This is a genomic window from Anaerosporobacter sp. (assembly GCF_031551385.1).
Lineage (GTDB): Bacteria > Bacillota > Clostridia > Lachnospirales > Lachnospiraceae > Anaerosporobacter.
Genome location: NZ_JAVBNS010000261.1, coordinates 1 through 18,121, shown reverse-complemented (window position 1 = coordinate 18,121; position 18,121 = coordinate 1). Strand labels below are relative to the sequence as shown.

Below are 18,121 nucleotides of genomic sequence, written 5' to 3'. Positions count from 1 at the left end.
AGGCACAATGAAAGATAAATATGTACTTACTGCATCACAAGAAGATTACCTCAAACAAATCTATCTTCTAGAGCAAGAACAGGGAGAAGTAAGAGTAACCGATGTAGCAAAATATTTGGGATTATCGAAGCCTAGTGTAAATCGTGCAATTAATATGCTAAAAGAAGGTGAGTATATTGAGCATGAACATTATGGAACAGTTAAGCTAACCCCAAAAGGTGAAAAGACAGCGAATAATATCTTAGAGTCATATAAGGTGGTTCGTAAGTTTTTTATTGAGGTATTAGAAGTAGATGAAAAAACAGCAGAGGCAGAAGCTGATCTTATTGAACATAATATTAGTAAATCGACTAGAAAGAAATGGAAGAAGTTCTTGAAGAAGCGAAAGAAATAACAAGTGAAGTTATCGTAGGAGCAAGAACGGGCAGGGGGAAGCAGCATGTATACTAAAAAAATAAAAACATTGTTACTAGCTATTCTTTTAAGCATTTCACTTATTGTTCCACAAGTTGCGTCAGCAAAGACAGCAAAGGATAGTGATGAGTTTGTTCAAGCGCTGTATGACGCGATTTCAAAACGCGAGAGTAAAACAACGATAACATATACGGGGTCAGACAGAGAACAGATTTTTGACAATTTTGATGACTTGCTAACGGAGGCTTATCAAATTGATGATGACAGTACATCAAGTGATGCGGATTATATACAAGGAATATTCAAATCATGGAAATTGTCACGTACAGGGAATGTATTTACGATATCCTTCTCTTACCATGAGACATTGAAAGAAACGCAAGAGGTGGATGCGAAGATTGCACAAGTGTTGAAATCACTTGGTGTATCAAGTATGTCGGACTATGGGAAGATAAAAGCGATCCATGACTACATTGTTAAGAATGTGGAGTATGATACAGATTTAAAGAAGTTTAGTGCCTATGATGGGTTGATTAATAAAAGTACAGTATGTAATGGATATGCATTGTTATTTTATAAGATGCTAACAGAAGCAGGAGTTCCATGTAAGATTGTTACCGGACTTGCTACAACAGATGGGACACAGACGCTACATGCATGGAATATCGTTGAATTAAAGAATAAATGGTATATGGTTGATACTACATGGGATGATCCAATAGGTGGTACGAAAGTTTACTATGACTATTTTCTAAAAGGTAGTAAGACATTTGATAAAGATCATATGGCGACAGATCAATTTTCTTTGGAAGATGTACTAGAGCAGTATACGATAGCAGAGAAGAATTACACACCAACAGCATCAGACATTAAGATGTTGACAAAAGCTTCATTAAAAGTAAGTAAAACCAAAACTATAACGTTACCAATTCCAGAAAAGGCAACTGTAAAGTGGAAGAGTAGTAATACAAAGATAGCAACCGTTTCAACAAAAGGTAAGATAACAGCAAAGGCAAAAGGAACGGCTACAATAACAGCTACAGTGACCATGCCGGATAGTACGGTTAAGAAGATAACAACAAAAGTTACAGTGACAAAATAAATTAATAACACAGTACATTAGCAAGGTGCTATATAAGATTTAATTCTTATGTAGCACCTTATTTCTATATTCCTTCGGCGTATAACCAGTTAATTTCTTAAATTGTCTCATAAAATGCACTTCATTATCATAACCGCATAGTGTGGCGATTTCTTTGACTTGATACCCTGTCTGTGTAAGATGATACTTTGCAAATTCAATTTTACTTGTAATAACATCTTGAATACAGGATATACCAAATGTTTTCTTGTATAGAGCATGAAAATGGGAAGGACTAAGGTCTACTCGGTTTGCCAGCTCTTCGATGCTGTGTTTTTTCTCTACGGAATTATAGATATAGGAACGTAGGGAAAGTAAATCATGATAATATGGTGAGTAAGGTGTACTGGATTCATTTGCTTTTAGCTGTTCTTCAATCTTAAAAAACAAAAGCTTTAGTATAAGTTGCATAGATTCTTCTTTCTTACTATTAGCAGAAAGGTGTTCAAAACTCAGTTCGCGTATTTTCCTTGATATCAATTCCATAGTTGGGATTTCATATATTGTATCAAAGGATAAGATAGAAGAAACATAGGATTGTTCAGTTTTGTCTTCAAATTCAAAATGAATGAAATCATTGCAAAATGGCTGGTTCACAGCACCATATAGTTGTGGAGACATTTTATCAAAAAGAATCATACAATTTGGTTTTGTTAGGATTCGCTCACCGTTTAACTCGAAAAAAGCAGGAGTTAAGATTAATAAGAGCAAATAAGAGTCTATTCCATGAGGACGATGAATAAAGAAACTCGGTTTTTCACGGTAATGATAGCCAATGCTGTGTATTTTCATAGTAATAACCATGCCTTTCTCGTAGTCTGCAATTTTTGCTTTTTGGCAACTTTTGCTTTTTTACAGTCACAAAAAACACCTCGCAGGATATCACATGTGAACAGTAAGAAAATTGGGTGCGTTTCATTGCGATTTTAAAATAGAATAAATCAGTTTTATAATAAGATAAATCATTGTAATGAATTTGTCAATTATGTAATATGTAGATATAAAAAATCATGATATAATTACATAGGAGGCACATAATGAAACAAGTAAAATTATTTGTAAATGCAGCGAATCAAAAAAGTAAGATTAACAGAGAGATTTATGGACATTTCTCAGAGCATCTAGGAAGATGTATCTATGAAGGAATTTATGTAGGAGAAGAGTCCAGTATTCCGAACAAAAAAGGTATGAGAAATGATGTTGTAGAAGCTCTAAAAGAAATTAAAACACCAGTTTTGCGCTGGCCAGGAGGTTGTTTTGCAGATGAATATCATTGGAAAGATGGTATTGGTCCAAAAGAAGGCAGAAAGAGAATGGTGAATACAAACTGGGGCGGTGTGGTAGAAGACAATAGCTTTGGTACACATGAGTTTATGGAACTATGTGAACAGATTGGTTGTGAGCCTTATATTGCAGGAAATGTTGGTAGCGGAACAGTTCAGGAGCTTGCAGAGTGGATTGAATATATGACATTTGATGGAGAATCTCCAATGGCAAACCTTCGTAAGAAGAATGGACAAGAGAAACCATGGAAGTTAAAATATCTTGGAATAGGAAATGAAAACTGGGGTTGTGGTGGAAGTATGTTCCCAGAGTACTATGCGCATGAATATAGAAGATATCAAGAATACTGTAAAAATCTAAGTGGTAACGAGTTATATAAAATCGCTTGTGGGCCGAATTCAACGGATTACGATTGGACAGATAAACTGATGTCAATGCTAACCAATAGACTTCCCAAAGCAATTGCGCTACACTATTATGTAATGCCTGGTACTTGGGCGAAGAAGGGAAGTGCAACCGATTTCTCTACTGAGGAATATTACAATACAATGCACAAAGCCTATATGATGGACGAGATAATTGAGAAGCATTGCGAAATTATGAGCAGACATGATAAAGAACATAAAGTTGGGCTTATTGTAGATGAGTGGGGCAATTGGTTTGACGTAGAACCGGGAACAAATCCGGGATTTTTGTATCAACAGAATACAATGCGTGATGCAATTACTGCAGCAATTACATTGAATATATTTAATCAACATTCAGACCGAGTAGTAATGGCAAACATTGCTCAGGTAGTTAATGTATTGCAGGCTGTTATTCTTACAGAAGGTGAGAAGATGATTAAGACACCAACATTCCATATATTCCGTATGTATCGTGATCATCAAGATGCAACATTGCTAGATAGTTATGTTGAGAATAATGAAGCTGGTGAAGATGTGCTTGTGCCTGCATTATCGCAATCGGCATCAATTAGCGAAGATGGAAGTATTCTATTGACAATATCAAATTGTGATTTAGCAGAAGACTATGAAGTAGTGGTTGATTTAGTTGATAGAGAATTCAGTGAGTGCAGTGCAGAATTGCTACAATCAAAGATGGACGGATACAACTCTTTCGAAGATGGACATATTGTAGAGCCAGTTGATTATAATGGATATAGAATGGAGGATAAAAAAATAATTCTTGCAGTACCAGCCTGTAGTGTCGTATCATTAAAACTAAAGAGGTGAAATAATGAAATGGGCATGTAAGAAATGTCTTCTAGCAGAGATGGATAAGGATGCATATTATGAAAGTATGTATGAATATATAGCCTTACTTCCCGTCGATGTAAAGACAGAAGAGGAAGAGTATCAAAGAAGATTATCGCTTTGTAAGCAATGCGATAACTTGGAAAGTGGCATGTGTAGAAAATGTGGTTGCTTCGTTGAAGTAAGAGCTGCTAAGAAAGTAAACTATTGTCCGAGTGAAAATAAATATTGGTAGAAATATAAGAATTGCTATTGTAAAAATGAAATAAGAAGACTAGAATATTATTAGAATTCAAGTTAAACTTATTGACCTAAGAGAAAAGATATAAAAACGACGTAAAAAAAGCGCCGATAGGAGGCAACATGCTTTTTACAAATAGCAAATTGAAGAAACTAATCATACCATTAATCATTGAACAGACATTGGCGGTAACAGTTGGAATGGTCGATGTTGTCATGGTATCAAGAGCAGGCGAGGCAGCCATATCGGGTGTCTCGCTTGTTGACATGATTAACAATCTTATTATAGCAGTTTTTGCAGCATTAGCGACAGGTGGAGCGGTAGTAACAGCGCAGTTTATAGGAGCTAAACGAGAAGACAAGGCATGTAAGTCAGCAAAGCAACTGCTATTAATTGCGTTAACAATTTCAACAGTAGTAATGCTGTTATCTATTTTGTTTAGAAGAGGTCTGTTAACAGTGTTGTTTGGTTCTATTGAGGAAGAGGTTATGAGTAATGCACTTATTTACTTTATAATAACAGCATTATCCTTTCCGTTCTTGGCAATCTATAATTCTAGTGCAGCATTATTTCGAGCAATGGGTAATTCTAAAGTATCAATGAAAGTTTCTATCTTTATGAATATAATTAATGTGACAGGCGATGTGATTCTTGTGTTTGGTTTTAAACTAGGAGTTATGGGTGTGGCGATACCGACGCTAGTATCAAGAGCAATAGCGGCAGGAATTATGTTGTTTCTATTATGTAATAAGAAGAATGCGGTACATCTTGAAGGCAGAAGTCTATGCCCAGAGTTCGAGATGATTAAGAAAATATTATATATCGGAATTCCGAGCGGAATAGAGAGTGGATTATTTCAATTTGGACGTGTAATGGTTGTTAGTATCATTGCTCGTTTTGGAACAGTTCAGATAGCTGCGAATGGAGTTGCAAATACAATTGATGGCATGGGCTGCATTGCAGGACAAGCCATGAGTCTTGCAATGATTACCGTAGTTGGACAATGTGTAGGAGCTCATGATGAAGGGCAAGTTCGCTATTATACGAAGAAATTATTAAAGATTACATATGCAATAACAGCAGTAGTAAACAGTTGTATATTACTTTTGCTACCACTGCTTTTGCGACTGTTCTCTTTGTCACCAGAGACGCAGAAACTAACATATATATTAATATTTATACATAATGGAATGGCGATATTACTATGGCCAGCCTCATTTACATTACCCAATGCATTAAGAGCGTGTAACGATGTGAAATTCGCTATGATATTATCCATATGTTCCATGTGTGCATTCCGTATTATGTTCAGCTATATATTAGGAGTTGGCTTGGGAATGGGAGCACTAGGCGTATGGATTGCGATGATTATGGATTGGATTTTCCGTGTATGTTCCTTTGTATGGAGATTTGCAAGTGGAAGATGGAGAGCGAAAGCAGGATTTGTAGATTCCGGAGTAATGGAGTAATAATAAAAGCATAAAATGCCAAGTTGAAATATGTTTCAACTTGGCATTTTTGGTGAAAAAAGAATAGTTTTTTATTTAACAGATTTAATCCATTTATCAAGATATTTATCAATTACATAGAATTGGCTAGGGCCAGTTTTAAGGATAAATTCATGATAGGCTTTCTCTGAGAATTTATCACCTAATTTCTCTTCTGCTTTACTACGCAATTCCATCATCTCAATATATCCAATCGTGTATTGTAGATAGTTTGCTGGCTCTTCAACCATAGCAATGTAGAATTTGTCACAAGTGTCTTCGTCTGTTATACCAAGCATGGATTTAAGGTAGCTATCGCAATCGTCTCTCGTCCAACCCTCATAGTTGATACCAATATCAGCTCTTGCGTACATCATAAGAATAATAGCATTGTTTTGTTCGAGAACACTTGCCAGGTTGTCATCAAGACCTGACATATGGTAAGAAATCATCTCAACATACGTTGCCCAACCCTCAGAGTAACCACCGAAATTTAGAGTACTACGGATTGGAGCTGGATTTTGTTGCGCATAATATACATTTTGAAATAAATGTCCAGGATAACCTTCATGAGCTAATGTAGTGAAGATTTCTGATAAATCAAACTTGTCACTACCATTGATATAGATAGAGTTTTCGTTGTAGTTATCAAGTGCAGGAGTAAGGTAAAAAGCAGGGCTTATGAAATCTTGAAGAGATTTATGAACATATTTAATTGTGTAGTTTACTTTCTCCATATCAGGGAAGCGTTCTTTGATTGCCTCTTGTAGATAGGAGAGAATCTCTTCTGGGTCTGTCATGGGGTAGGTATAACTGCTTGCAAGTTCTTCAAGAGACGCATCCTTAGCAAGAAGAGTTTGCATATTTACGATGTTTGTCTGTATGTATTTGTTAAGGAGTCTGATTAAAGACTCAATGTCGCGATCTGAGCCAGTCTCAGAACGAACTAATGATTCGTAATATTGTTTTCCATTTTTAAAGTTAGCTAATCCGCCATCATTAACACCAGTACCTTTTAGATCGGTTAATCCTTCAATAAGTAGTTCATATGCTGGAATTACATAGTTTAGAATGGCATCTTTATTTTTTTCTTTGTAAGCGGTTATCTCATCTTCTGTTAAGCCTTCATAATTTTCAACTTTATCATTGAATACGCTAATAAGGAAATTATTTTCTTTATCAGAGATTAAGGCTGCACATTGGTCAATAATATCATTTACACTACGGTCACTCATAAATAGTCCCGCATCAGATTTCAGTTTCTCAAAGTCCATAATTTGTTTGAAATAATCATATGTGCATGGTAAAAGTTCAAGATAGGCATCGATATCATCTTTATCATAAAAATTATACTCTGCGTAAAGGATAGGAAGTTGCGCTTGCAATCCAACGGTAGGACTTAAAGTTTCATAATACAATAGTAAATCTTGATCATTATCATCAACTTTATAATAATCCTTCATGATATCGTATGTAAGCTTTTGCTCATCAGTAAGCTTTTTGTAATTGATTTTCTCTAGGCGAGCCGAATAATTTTCACATTTAGCAAGATTTGCTTTCATTTCTTCTAAAGTAAATTCACCAAGAGTTGGTTTGTAGTTGGTAATTCCATAGCTTTCAGGATTTGCCAATGTATAGTTAAGAGTAATGCTGTCACTTTGTACATTGTCTAAGAAAATTTCATTTGCCAAAGCATCAAATTCTTCTTGTGATTGTGCTGCACTCTTAGTTATATCGCCAATGGAACTACAACCAGTGAAAGCGAATAGCAATGTAGCAAGTGTAAGTAGTAGATACAATTTTGTGTGTTTCTTCATAGTTACCTCCATGTCTACGCTTTTTTAGGAACAAATTTGTGGCGTAGACACAAACTTGTTTGGTGTACATTTGTCTTAATACCTTATATATAATAGTATCCATTCTTGAAAGTAGTATGTCAGGAACTTTAGTAAAATGATACGATTCAAGAATGAAGTACAGTATTACCGATAAACTAATATTTGTCTTTCTCCATCTAAGTAAAATTCAACCTCTAAGGGAGCGTCTGATTCAGAAAGTTTCGTTGGTAATATAATGAGAAAATGAAATGTAACTTCTTTTCCTGCACTAAGTGTGCTCCAACGTTCTACAGTATCTATGCTAGAACCGCTTGAATACATAGAGCCATAGCTAATAACTTTTTCTTTGCCATCATATAAAACGGTTATATCTGAAATAAGCTTCTCTAATTCAATTGAAGTGGAACTAGAATTTTTAAGCTTAAATTGTATGTCCAAGTATACTTCTGAAGTATCTTTGCTTTTGTAATACATATAGAAACCACTTGTGTCGTCAGGATATATCTCACTAGTAATTTTTGCATTTTTAAATTGGGCATTAATATTAGAAGTTTTAATTTCCTTTTTCTTTGTGAGTAAAGCTTTCTTTCTTGATTGTTCTTCTTTTTTCTGTGTATATTCTTCTTGTAAAGCTAATAATGTTTTTCTAGAAGTAGAAGTACTACCGACATAAAATAAAGCTGTTTCAAGATAGTCTAGTGCACTTTCGTACTTTTCTTCTTGGGCGTTTTTTATTGCTTTGGCAGTGTAATCGTCTACAAGTTTTGCCTTTACAGTGATAAGTTTTTCCTGCGTATCAGAATAATTGGAATCTTCCTCTATTACTTGTTTGTATAGCAAAATGGCATCTTCATAGTCTCCTTTTCTCTCTTTCTTTATTGCTTCCTTATAGGAAGACTGGGAGGAATGTAGTGCATTAATTTTTTCTGTAGTTGACTTATAATTATTAATAGGTAAATCTTGAGCAAATTGCATCAAGGTATCCATTTTTTCTTTTGTTTCTGCATATGTAATTGTATCATTGCTATAATCATTGCCGATATGTTCGACATCTTTCTCTAAATACTCTGCAAAGTCCATCTTTTCTTCTTCAGACATCTTTTTTTCAATCTCTACAAAAGCATCAAAGTCTTTAGAAATATAATAATTTTTAGCTTTTTTAAGATTATTGTTTAGATTTAGTACAACAAATGTAGTGATTCCTCCCAGAATTATAATCATAGTCAATACTAGGAATAGTGGGCGTAATTTTTTTTGCTTTTTTGCCACAATAGCTGTACTAGCAATAGCGGTATCAGTATCCTCAATAATTGGATTTGTATCCTCGAAAATATGTCCGCAATATGGGCAAGATTTTTCTTCGTTACACATTGGATTACCACATTTAGGGCAGTAGTTTGGTGTCATTTAAATTCTCCTCTCTAGTTTGTTTACATATGAGACCTTTCGTATTATTATCGATAGGTTAATATTTGTTTCTCGGCATCTAAGTAAAATTCAACCTCTAAAGGAACCAGAGTTTCCCCGACTTCTTTTGGCAATGTAATAGCTAAATGAAACGTAGTTTCTTCTAAAGCATCAAGAGCATCCCAGCTATAGACGGTGTTGATATGTGAAGAGTCGGAATAAAAGCAATTATAGGAAGTATATGTGTATTGATTATCATATAGAGCCTTTACACTGGCAACTAAATTCTCTAAATATATTGTATGGGAAGATATATTCTTTACTCTAAAGACTATGTCTAAATATACTTTGGAATCATCTAAAGGGCTATAATACAGATAGTAACCGTTTGTATTATTAGGAACTATTTTGTCGGTGATGTTTGCAGTTTCGAATGTGGCTTTTATAGCAATGGTTTCAATCGTCTTTCCTTTATGGAGTAATGCTTTCTTTCTTGCATTTTCTTCTTTTAGTTTATCTTGTGCCTCTTTCTTTTTTGTATAGTCCTCTTTTGAACTTAGTAACTCTTGATTAGTGGAATCGTATTCTAAAGCTTTATTGATTTGTGCAAGTGCATTTTCATACTCTTCTTTTTGGGCGTTTTCTTCTGCTTCAGTTCTATATGTTTCTACTAATTTTAATTTTAGTGCTTCAATTTTCTCATTTGCATTAGAATAATTAGAATCATTCACATTTACTTTGGCATAAAGTGCAATTGCCTGTTCGTAATTACCATTGTTTTCATTGTTTATTGCGTTATCATAAGAGATATGGGAGTCATTTAGTATTTCAATTTTATTCAAAGTTGTTTCATAATTACTTACAAGTGAACTTTGACTATATTGTATTAAATGATTCATCTTTTCTGTTACTTCTACATAGGTAATTGTATTGTTAAAATAATCATTAAATATAAGTTCTACTTGTTTTTCTAAATATTCTGCAAATTCTATTTTTTCTTCTGTGGACATCTGTGCTTTTATTTTAATAAAACCGTCTAAGTTTTCAGACTTATAACAATTTCGTGCATTTTTAACATTGTTGTTTACATTTAGTATAACGAATGTAGCGATGCCTCCTAAAACCACTACTATAACAAAAACAATTATTATTAGTTGCAACTTTTTGAGCCTTTTTTTAAATGAATATCCACAGTGTGGACAGGTTTTTACTTTATCTAATATTTCGTTGTCACACTCAGGGCAATTAATTAATGACATTTAAAAGCTCCTTCCTAGTTGATTTTACTGCCATATTTTATCAACACTACTAATTATACCTGTTATCTTGCTATTTTTCTACTAAATTTAACATTTGAATAAATAACATGTATTTTTGCAATACTAGAATAAAAGTAATGTAGTGTGGATTGCTGTCTTATTGGGAAAAATATTTTGACATTCGTGTAGGGGAATGCTATACTACATAATAATATGAAAATGCTATGAAGAGAAGAGTACATGCAGGAAGATTCTACAGAGAGCCTTGTTTTGCTGAGAAGAGGTAATACAGAATGTATGGAAGATGGTCTTGGAGCATTGTTTCTGAATAGGCTATAGAGATATGCTTTTTAGGGAACAACGGGAATCTGCAACCGTTACCATGCAAGACTGTTCGGCAAGAGAGCAGTTACTGAGTTCTATTTTGTGAAAAATAGAAGAATTAAAGTGGTATCACGGGATTATTCTCGTCTTTAAATGAAATCATAGGATTTCTTTAAAGGCGATTTTTTTTGCGCAAGGAAATCTATGTGCCTTGTTGCAGACATTGCATTAGTACCTTTATGAACCGTTACATTTAATTATATGGAACTTATTAAGCCATAAATAGGAGGAATTAAAACATGAGTAAAAAGCCATATTACATTAGTACAGCGATTGCGTATACATCAGGAAAGCCACATATTGGTAATACGTATGAAATCGTATTAGCAGATAGTATTGCAAGATTTAAACGTGCACAAGGATTTGATGTGTATTTCCAAACAGGAACAGATGAACATGGTCAAAAGATTGAATTAAAAGCAGAAGATGCTGGCATTACACCACAAGAATTTGTAGATGGTGTTGCAGGTCAAATCAAGGGGATTTGGGATTTGATGAACACATCTTATGACAAATTCGTTCGAACAACAGACAAAGACCATGAGAAACAAGTACAGAAGATTTTTAAGAAATTATATGACAAAGGTGATATCTACAAAGGTTTCTATGAAGGAATGTATTGTACACCATGTGAATCTTTCTTTACTTCATCTCAATTAGTTGATAATAAATGTCCAGATTGCGGAAGAGAATGCCAACCAGCAAAGGAAGAAGCATATTTCTTAAAATTAAGCAATTACACAGATCGTTTAATTGAGCATATTAATGCGAATCCAGAATTTATTCAACCAGAGTCAAGAAAGAATGAAATGATGAACAACTTTATCTTAGCTGGACTTCAAGATTTGTGTGTATCAAGAACATCATTCAAATGGGGAATCCCAGTAGACTTTGACAACAGACATGTTGTATATGTATGGCTTGATGCACTAAGCAACTACATCACAGGGCTTGGATATGATGTTGATGGAAACAATGGTGACAATTATGCGAAATACTGGCCAGCAGATTTACACTTAATCGGTAAGGATATCTTACGTTTTCATACCATTTATTGGCCAATCATGTTAATGGCACTTGAATTACCATTGCCAAAACAAATCTTTGGTCATCCTTGGTTATTACAAGGTGACGGAAAGATGAGTAAATCAAAGGGAAATGTGCTTTATCCAGATGATTTAGTTGATTTCTTTGGTGTAGATGCGGTGCGTTATTTTGTTTTACATGAAATGCCATTCGATAATGATGGTGTTATCACATGGGAACTCATGGTTGAGAGAATGAACTCTGACCTTGCCAATACACTTGGTAACTTAGTTAATCGTACAATATCTATGTCTAACAAATATTTTGAAGGCGTAGTTAATAATGCGGGAGTAAAAGAAGACGTTGATGATGAATTAATCAGTCTTGCATTACAGACACCAAATAAAGTAGTAGAGAAGATGGATAAATTACGTGTTGCAGATGCCATCTCTGAAATATTTACATTATTCAAACGTTGTAACAAATACATTGATGAGACAATGCCTTGGGCACTTGCGAAAGACGAAAGCAACAAAGCAAGATTAGAGACTGTTTTATATAACTTAGTGGAATCAATCTGCATTGGAGCAAGTTTATTAGAATCATTCATGCCTGAAACTTCATCAAAGATTCTTTCTCAATTAAATACAACTGCTCGTTCTATGGAAGAGATGAAAGAATACGGAAACTATCCATCTGGAAATGAAGTAACAAAGACTCCAGAGATTCTATTCCAAAGACTTGATTTAGAGGAAGTTATAAAGAAAGTGGAAGAGATGAGAGCAGAACAAATGACAGATGCTGAACCACAAAAAGAGGAAGAACCAGGAATTGATATTGAAGCAAAAGATGAAATCGAATATGATGATTTTATGAAGATGCAGTTCCAAGTTGGTGAAATCATTGCCTGTGAAGAAGTGAAGAAATCAAAGAAATTACTTTGCTCACAAGTTAAGATTGGTAGCCAAGTAAAACAAATCGTATCTGGAATTAAAGCATATTATACACCAGAAGAGATGGTTGGTAAAAAGGTTATGGTATTAGTAAACTTAAAACCAGCAAAACTAGCAGGTGTTTTATCAGAAGGTATGCTTTTATGTGCAGAAGATGAGAACGGTGAATTAGCACTTATGGTACCTGAGAAGAAGATGCCATCTGGAGCAGAGATCTGCTAATCAATATGTATTCTTTTCAAGTTGATGATGTACTTGTGTATTAGAGGATTTTGAATGCAAAACTTTTTATGTTTTCATAGCTTCTTCGCTGCTGTACTATGACACGAAACACGCTATGCACCTAGGTACTTCGCTACCGTTTCTTAGTTTTAGTACAGCAGCGAAGAAGCAGGTTTAGGTATCTAAGTTTTGCATATCTACATTTTGGATACACAAGTACAGGCTAGGTGTTGAAGGAATAAATGATTCTATTTATTCCTTAGCATTATTTAAGATTTCGTACATTAATTAATATTAAAGCAGATAAGAAGAGACTTGAACAATGGAGTCTCTTCTTTTTTAGACAGCTTTACTAAGGGTTTTACTTGTAACTTATATGTTACTTGGTTATAATAAGGAATGAAAATTAAGAGAAGTATATGTCAACTTACACTACATGCATTTCACAAGTATTACTTGTGAAGTTGCGTAACTAAAAAGACAAGAATTTATTTTCAATTAAAGTTGATGGAGGCAAAAATGATTATAGATACACATGCACATTATGATGATGAACAATTTGATATAGACCGTGAAGAGCTTTTGAATTCTATGAAGGAAAATGGAATCGAGTTGCTAGTAAATGTTGGAGCAGATATGGAATCTTCCGAAAAGACAGTGGAGTTAACACAACAATATTCCCATGTTTATGGAGCTGTTGGTGTACATCCAAATTGTACGCTGGATTTAGCGGAGACGGATATAGAACGCCTGAAAGAATTAGCGGCTATGCCTAAAATTGTTGCAATAGGGGAGATTGGTTTGGATTATTACTGGGATGATCCAGAACGTGATATACAAAGAAAATGGTTTGACCGTCAGATGGAATTAGCAAGAGAAGTCAAACTTCCTATGATTATTCATAGCAGAGACGCAGCAAAAGATACGCTTGATATGATGAAAACCGCTCATGCAGGTGATATGTCAGGAGTAGTTCATTGTTTTTCTTATTCGGTGGACATGGCAAGAGAATATCTTAATATGGGATTTTTTCTTGGAATTGGTGGTGTAATAACATTTAAAAATGCTAAGAAATTAAAAGAAGTAGTAGAATATGCACCAATCGAATCCATTGTAATAGAGACAGATTGTCCGTATCTTGCACCAGAACCAAACAGAGGAAAGAGAAATTCCTCTTTATATTTACCAAATGTTGTAGAAGAAATTGCAAGAATTAAAGGGCTTGAGGCGGAACAAGTCGTGGAACTTACAAAGCAAAATGCTTTAAAATTATATCGTTTATAAGAAAGTTAAGAGGAAGAGAGAATGGATCATAGCAACAAGTTAGCAAATCCACAGAATACAATAGAGGCAATAAAGAAGTACAATTTCGTATTTCAGAAGAAGTTTGGACAGAATTTCTTAATTGATACACATGTATTAGAAAAAATCGTAACATCAGCAGGTGTAACAAAAGATGATTTAGTATTAGAGATAGGGCCAGGAATTGGTTCAATGACACAGTATCTATGTGAGTGTGCAAGAGAAGTTATTGCTGTTGAAATTGATACGGCATTGATACCGATATTGCAGGACACGCTATCGGATTATGATAATGTGACGGTAATAAATAAAGATATTCTGAAAGTGGATATTAATCAACTTGCAATTGAGAAAAATGGTGGAAAACCAATTAAAGTAGTTGCAAATTTACCATATTATATTACGACTCCTATTATTATGGGATTATTCGAGAGTCATGTACCAATTGATAATATCACGGTAATGGTACAGAAGGAAGTTGCAGATCGTATGCAAGTTGGTCCAGGAACGAAAGACTACGGTGCACTATCTCTTGCTGTTCAATATTATGCAGAACCATATATCGTAGCAAATGTACCACCAAACTGCTTCATGCCAAGACCAAATGTAGGCTCAGCAGTAATAAGACTTACAACACATAAGGAAATACCAGTGCAAGTAGAAGATGAAAAATTAATGTTTCGTCTAATTCGAGCGTCTTTTAATCAGAGAAGAAAGACATTGGTAAATGGACTTAATAACTCACCTGAGATTCATGTGTCAAAAGAAGTTATTGCACAAGCAATTGAGGAGTTAGGAGTGTCACCAACAATTCGTGGTGAGGCACTTGATTTAGAACAATTTGCAAGATTAAGTAATATAATTAGCCGTCTATCATAGTCTGAATCAAATATAATGTTTGAATCATTACAAATAATCAATATCTGGCATAAACAACATACTTTTTGAATATATATATAGCATAAGTAACTGTGCAAAGTGGTTATATTGCGTAAGCGTTTGCAAAGTAAATTCTTTGTTATAATGACAAAAAGGAAGGATGAGTGGAGTGTCAGATTATAGACGACTGATTTCGTATATTTATAATTATGAAAAGGGTATAAAAAAGAATAATGTTGGATTTGCCAAGATTGAACTTAGAAATGGACAGTGTAAGATTTCAATTAATATAAAGGCAGCCAGTCTAAATGGACAAAAATTAAAGACATATGTATTCTACCGAGAGAATAAGAAAATGATTCAAATCTTATTAGCAGAGGCCGTTGTTAAGAACGGAATATTCGAGTGGAAAGGCATTACGAATGCGAAGAATATTATGAATACAGGCTGTGATTTTAATCAGTTAGGCGGAGTGCTATTATATTATACATTGGATAGGTATTACGCAACGGAATGGGACGACCAACCAATCGTATTGAATCAGTTATATGAATGGAATAGTGCGAAGGATTGGAAAAGAGATGTAACAGAAGCAGTCGCCAATAATAGCAATGTTACCAACATAGAATCCTATAAGGAATCGCATATAGAAGCACCTAAGAGTGTGGTAAAAGAAATCAGTAGTGAAGTCAAATCAGAAGCTAAATTTATTGAAATTCCGAAAGAAGAAGTTACATATATAAAGAAAAAGCAAGAAGCGGAAGAGGCACTTCGCAATACGCAGGAAGAAATTGTTCAAAGCATATTAAAGAGTATAGATTGTAATTTAGAACTCTTTTACGATGCAAATGATAATACAAAAACAGGGCAAAAAACAAAATCAGAAGTTACGCCAAAATCTAAACTTGAAGCAGCTGAGCTAAATGAAGAAACGAATAATTCTAATAATAAAGTAAATGTAACTCATGAACAGGAAAGAGTTATATCAGCAGAGACAGCAAAATTAGTTGGATATCGTTTTATTAATTGGTATAGAAGTCAAGAGACAGGATTCCCGAAAGCAGATGGAATGGTTAATGTTGCAAATATTGTTGCAGAGCAAGAGCAGCAAGATGTGGTTGTCGAGGAAGAGATTAGTGAAGAAGTTGATGAGGTGCAAGCACAAGATAATGGTGAGCAAGAAAGTCAAGTAGAATCAAAGAGCCAAGACGAATTAGAGAGCCTTGAAGAGCAGGAAAGTCCGCAAGAATTAGAAAGTCAAGATAGGCAGGAAAACGAAGATGAGGTTGCTACAACGTTAGATTGTGAGGATTGTATCAATACGTTGTTTGAAGAGGAAAAGTCTTTCTATGATGCAAACACGGAGAAAGAATGGAACGAACGTCTTGAAGAAGTGGCTAAGAAGAAAACATCAACAGCGGAGAGAATCTTGCAAAAGTATCCTGCGATCTATCCATTTGAAGATGATGAGATTATTGCATGTTCCAGAATTGAACCAGGTGATATCGGGTTATTTCCGATAGAAAATTGGGTTCTTGGAAACAATAGCTTTTTGCTTCATGGATATTATAATTTCCGTCATCTAATATTTGCAAAGAGAAAGATAGTAGATGGGGAAGAATATATTCTAGGAGTACCTGGTATCTATCAAAATCGTGAGAAGTTTATGGCAAAGATGTTCGGATTCACACAGTTCAAATGTTCTAAAGTTGTAGAGCAAAAGACTGGTGAATTCGGATATTGGTATATAAAAGTGAATATGTAGTTAATGGAGTGGATTGATCAATGCGTAACGTAAATGATCAGTCCATTTATTGTTAAGGCGAATACATGATTTGGAGATACCTTCAAATTCAAAATTAAGTTTTTCAATTAAGCTAATGGAAGGTGTATTCATTGGATGAATAAGTGCCTCGATTCTATGAAAACCAAGTTCAGAAAAAACTACTTCAATTGATTTTTGCAAAGCCTCAGAAGCGATACCTTGACCAGTATATTGTTGATCCAGTTTATAACCAACCGTGCAGGTCATAAGAGAACCTTTTTGAAAATTTTGAAAGCAGACACAGCCAATAATGTGCTCAGGATTTGTTTTTTCAAAAATCCAGAAACGAAGAAAATGTGATTTAATTGTTTCATTATACTCATAAACAAGGTTAGCACGATGAAAATCCTTTGTATAAAACAAACGAACACGATCAGGTTCCCAACAGTTAAAGAAATCTTTGTTTCGTTCATAGAAATTAAGTACTTCTGTAGCGTAAGTACTTGTTAATACTCTAAGTTGTAAACGTTGCGTTTCATAGTATAATCTCATAGTGATAAGGCTCCTTTTTAATCCATTCCGCGAATTCCTACTGTATTAAAATATGATAGTAATGCCTGTTGGTATTCTAACATTGTTTCACGAGTAGGTGCATGAAGACCGGGTGATAAAATATCTCCACTATCTAAGAACAATTGGAGGTAATATTCTTTAGAACCTTCTAGCCATTTACCGATAGCAAGAAGGTCATCTAAAGAATGGAATTCTTGGACGATAGTAGTTCTGAATTCATAAGGGATAGAGCTGTTTTTTATAAGAGCGATAGAAGCGTCAATAGTCTCCAAAGGATAGTTTTCAATACCAATTGTTTCTGCATATCGCTCACGTGAGTTCTTGATGTCCATGGCAACATAATCAAGCAATTGGCAAGACAATAATTGTTCTAGCATAAGAGGATTACTACCATTCGTATCTAGTTTTACTTTTAAACCAATATCTTTAATTGCTTCAATAAATGAAGGTAAATCTTTTGATAAAGTTGGCTCTCCTCCAGTGATACATACGCCTTCAAGGATTGCTCTACGCTTTTTTAACGTATCAAGTACTTCAGAAGTATCAAGTGTTGGCTGCATATCTGGAGATAAAACAAGGGATGAATTGTGGCAGAATGGGCAACGAAAATTACAGTGACCTAAAAAGATAGTCGCCGCTAAATGTTTCGGATAATCAAGTAACGTTGTTTTATTAAAACCATGAATTTGC

15 protein-coding genes and 1 other annotated feature are annotated in these 18,121 nt (G+C 34.5%); of the genes, 9 read left to right on the top strand and 6 right to left on the bottom strand.

All coding sequences use genetic code 11. The features are described 5' to 3' along the window. Nucleotides 1-7: 7 nt before the first annotated feature. Nucleotides 8-394, top strand: coding sequence for a metal-dependent transcriptional regulator (locus RMR19_RS19650; protein WP_310605206.1), 387 nt, complete (start codon nt 8-10; stop codon nt 392-394). 45 nt (nt 395-439) lie between these two features. Beyond that, nucleotides 440-1,516: a transglutaminase domain-containing protein gene (locus RMR19_RS19645; protein ID WP_310605205.1), complete on the top strand. Its 1,077-nt coding sequence runs from the start codon at nt 440-442 to the stop codon at nt 1,514-1,516. A 39-nt stretch (nt 1,517-1,555) separates the two neighbouring features. On the opposite strand, the gene RMR19_RS19640 is transcribed toward RMR19_RS19645, so the two are convergent. Beyond that, entirely contained in the window at nt 1,556-2,347 is a 792-nt protein-coding gene (locus RMR19_RS19640) for an AraC family transcriptional regulator (RefSeq protein ID WP_310605204.1), read from the bottom strand. A 245-nt stretch (nt 2,348-2,592) separates the two neighbouring features. Here RMR19_RS19640 and RMR19_RS19635 point away from each other — a divergent pair, with 245 nt between their 5' ends. From RMR19_RS19635 to RMR19_RS19625, 3 genes are all read left to right on the top strand, one after another. Continuing rightward, complete coding sequence (locus RMR19_RS19635; RefSeq protein ID WP_310605203.1) at nt 2,593-4,074, top strand: alpha-N-arabinofuranosidase; 1,482 nt, start codon at nt 2,593-2,595, stop codon at nt 4,072-4,074. Nucleotides 4,075-4,078: 4 nt separating this feature from the next. Further along, nucleotides 4,079-4,330, top strand: a complete 252-nt coding sequence (locus RMR19_RS19630; RefSeq protein ID WP_310605202.1) for a DUF6171 family protein — start codon at nt 4,079-4,081, stop codon at nt 4,328-4,330. A 128-nt stretch (nt 4,331-4,458) separates the two neighbouring features. Continuing rightward, nucleotides 4,459-5,805, top strand: a complete 1,347-nt coding sequence (locus RMR19_RS19625) for an MATE family efflux transporter (protein WP_310605201.1) — start codon at nt 4,459-4,461, stop codon at nt 5,803-5,805. Nucleotides 5,806-5,876: 71 nt separating this feature from the next. On the opposite strand, the gene RMR19_RS19620 is transcribed toward RMR19_RS19625, so the two are convergent. The 3 genes from RMR19_RS19620 to RMR19_RS19610 form a co-directional block, all read right to left on the bottom strand. Next, nucleotides 5,877-7,640, bottom strand: a complete 1,764-nt coding sequence (locus RMR19_RS19620) for a DUF885 domain-containing protein (RefSeq protein WP_310605200.1) — start codon at nt 7,638-7,640, stop codon at nt 5,877-5,879. A 165-nt stretch (nt 7,641-7,805) separates the two neighbouring features. Then, nucleotides 7,806-9,032, bottom strand: coding sequence for a hypothetical protein (locus RMR19_RS19615; RefSeq protein WP_310605199.1), 1,227 nt, complete (start codon nt 9,030-9,032; stop codon nt 7,806-7,808). 83 nt (nt 9,033-9,115) lie between these two features. Continuing rightward, on the bottom strand, nt 9,116-10,327 hold the full coding sequence (locus RMR19_RS19610; protein WP_310605198.1) for a zinc ribbon domain-containing protein: 1,212 nt from the start codon (nt 10,325-10,327) through the stop codon (nt 9,116-9,118). A 215-nt stretch (nt 10,328-10,542) separates the two neighbouring features. After that, nucleotides 10,543-10,805: a binding site (T-box leader), on the top strand. 145 nt (nt 10,806-10,950) lie between these two features. Here RMR19_RS19610 and metG point away from each other — a divergent pair. The 4 genes from metG to RMR19_RS19590 all read left to right on the top strand — a co-directional run bounded on the left by metG (nt 10,951) and on the right by RMR19_RS19590 (nt 16,858). Further along, the gene (metG, locus tag RMR19_RS19605) at nt 10,951-12,912 is read left to right on the top strand and encodes a methionine--tRNA ligase (RefSeq protein WP_310605197.1); all 1,962 of its coding nucleotides are present in this window, start codon (nt 10,951-10,953) and stop codon (nt 12,910-12,912) included. A 519-nt stretch (nt 12,913-13,431) separates the two neighbouring features. After that, entirely contained in the window at nt 13,432-14,196 is a 765-nt protein-coding gene (locus RMR19_RS19600) for a TatD family hydrolase (RefSeq protein WP_310605196.1), read from the top strand. Between the two features lie 21 nt (nt 14,197-14,217). Continuing rightward, entirely contained in the window at nt 14,218-15,093 is an 876-nt protein-coding gene (gene rsmA, locus RMR19_RS19595) for a 16S rRNA (adenine(1518)-N(6)/adenine(1519)-N(6))-dimethyltransferase RsmA (RefSeq protein WP_310605195.1), read from the top strand. 169 nt (nt 15,094-15,262) lie between these two features. Continuing rightward, nucleotides 15,263-16,858 carry a DUF6128 domain-containing protein gene (locus RMR19_RS19590; protein ID WP_310605194.1) on the top strand — a complete coding sequence of 532 codons (1,596 nt, stop codon included), beginning with the start codon at nt 15,263-15,265 and terminating at the stop codon, nt 16,856-16,858. On the opposite strand, the gene RMR19_RS19585 is transcribed toward RMR19_RS19590, so the two are convergent. Both RMR19_RS19585 and RMR19_RS19580 read right to left on the bottom strand, forming a co-directional pair. Then, nucleotides 16,859-17,410, bottom strand: a complete 552-nt coding sequence (locus tag RMR19_RS19585) for a GNAT family N-acetyltransferase (protein ID WP_310605193.1) — start codon at nt 17,408-17,410, stop codon at nt 16,859-16,861. It lies immediately after the preceding gene. A 17-nt stretch (nt 17,411-17,427) separates the two neighbouring features. Further along, a partial coding sequence (locus RMR19_RS19580; RefSeq protein WP_310605192.1) for an anaerobic ribonucleoside-triphosphate reductase activating protein occupies nt 17,428-18,121 on the bottom strand: 694 nt, incomplete at its 5' end.

Excerpts from the sequence above, each read along its gene's own strand:
- RMR19_RS19650 (WP_310605206.1), top strand. The coding sequence starts at position 8 with ATGAAAGATAAATATGTACTTACTGCATCACAAGAAGATTACCTCAAA.
- RMR19_RS19645 (WP_310605205.1), top strand. The coding sequence starts at position 440 with ATGTATACTAAAAAAATAAAAACATTGTTACTAGCTATTCTTTTAAGC.
- RMR19_RS19640 (WP_310605204.1), bottom strand. The coding sequence starts at position 2,347 with ATGAAAATACACAGCATTGGCTATCATTACCGTGAAAAACCGAGTTTC.
- RMR19_RS19635 (WP_310605203.1), top strand. The coding sequence starts at position 2,593 with ATGAAACAAGTAAAATTATTTGTAAATGCAGCGAATCAAAAAAGTAAG.
- RMR19_RS19630 (WP_310605202.1), top strand. The coding sequence starts at position 4,079 with ATGAAATGGGCATGTAAGAAATGTCTTCTAGCAGAGATGGATAAGGAT.
- RMR19_RS19625 (WP_310605201.1), top strand. The coding sequence starts at position 4,459 with ATGCTTTTTACAAATAGCAAATTGAAGAAACTAATCATACCATTAATC.
- RMR19_RS19620 (WP_310605200.1), bottom strand. The coding sequence starts at position 7,640 with ATGAAGAAACACACAAAATTGTATCTACTACTTACACTTGCTACATTG.
- RMR19_RS19615 (WP_310605199.1), bottom strand. The coding sequence starts at position 9,032 with ATGTGTAACGAAGAAAAATCTTGCCCATATTGCGGACATATTTTCGAG.
- RMR19_RS19610 (WP_310605198.1), bottom strand. The coding sequence starts at position 10,327 with ATGTCATTAATTAATTGCCCTGAGTGTGACAACGAAATATTAGATAAA.
- metG (WP_310605197.1), top strand. The coding sequence starts at position 10,951 with ATGAGTAAAAAGCCATATTACATTAGTACAGCGATTGCGTATACATCA.
- RMR19_RS19600 (WP_310605196.1), top strand. The coding sequence starts at position 13,432 with ATGATTATAGATACACATGCACATTATGATGATGAACAATTTGATATA.
- rsmA (WP_310605195.1), top strand. The coding sequence starts at position 14,218 with ATGGATCATAGCAACAAGTTAGCAAATCCACAGAATACAATAGAGGCA.
- RMR19_RS19585 (WP_310605193.1), bottom strand. The coding sequence starts at position 17,410 with ATGAGATTATACTATGAAACGCAACGTTTACAACTTAGAGTATTAACA.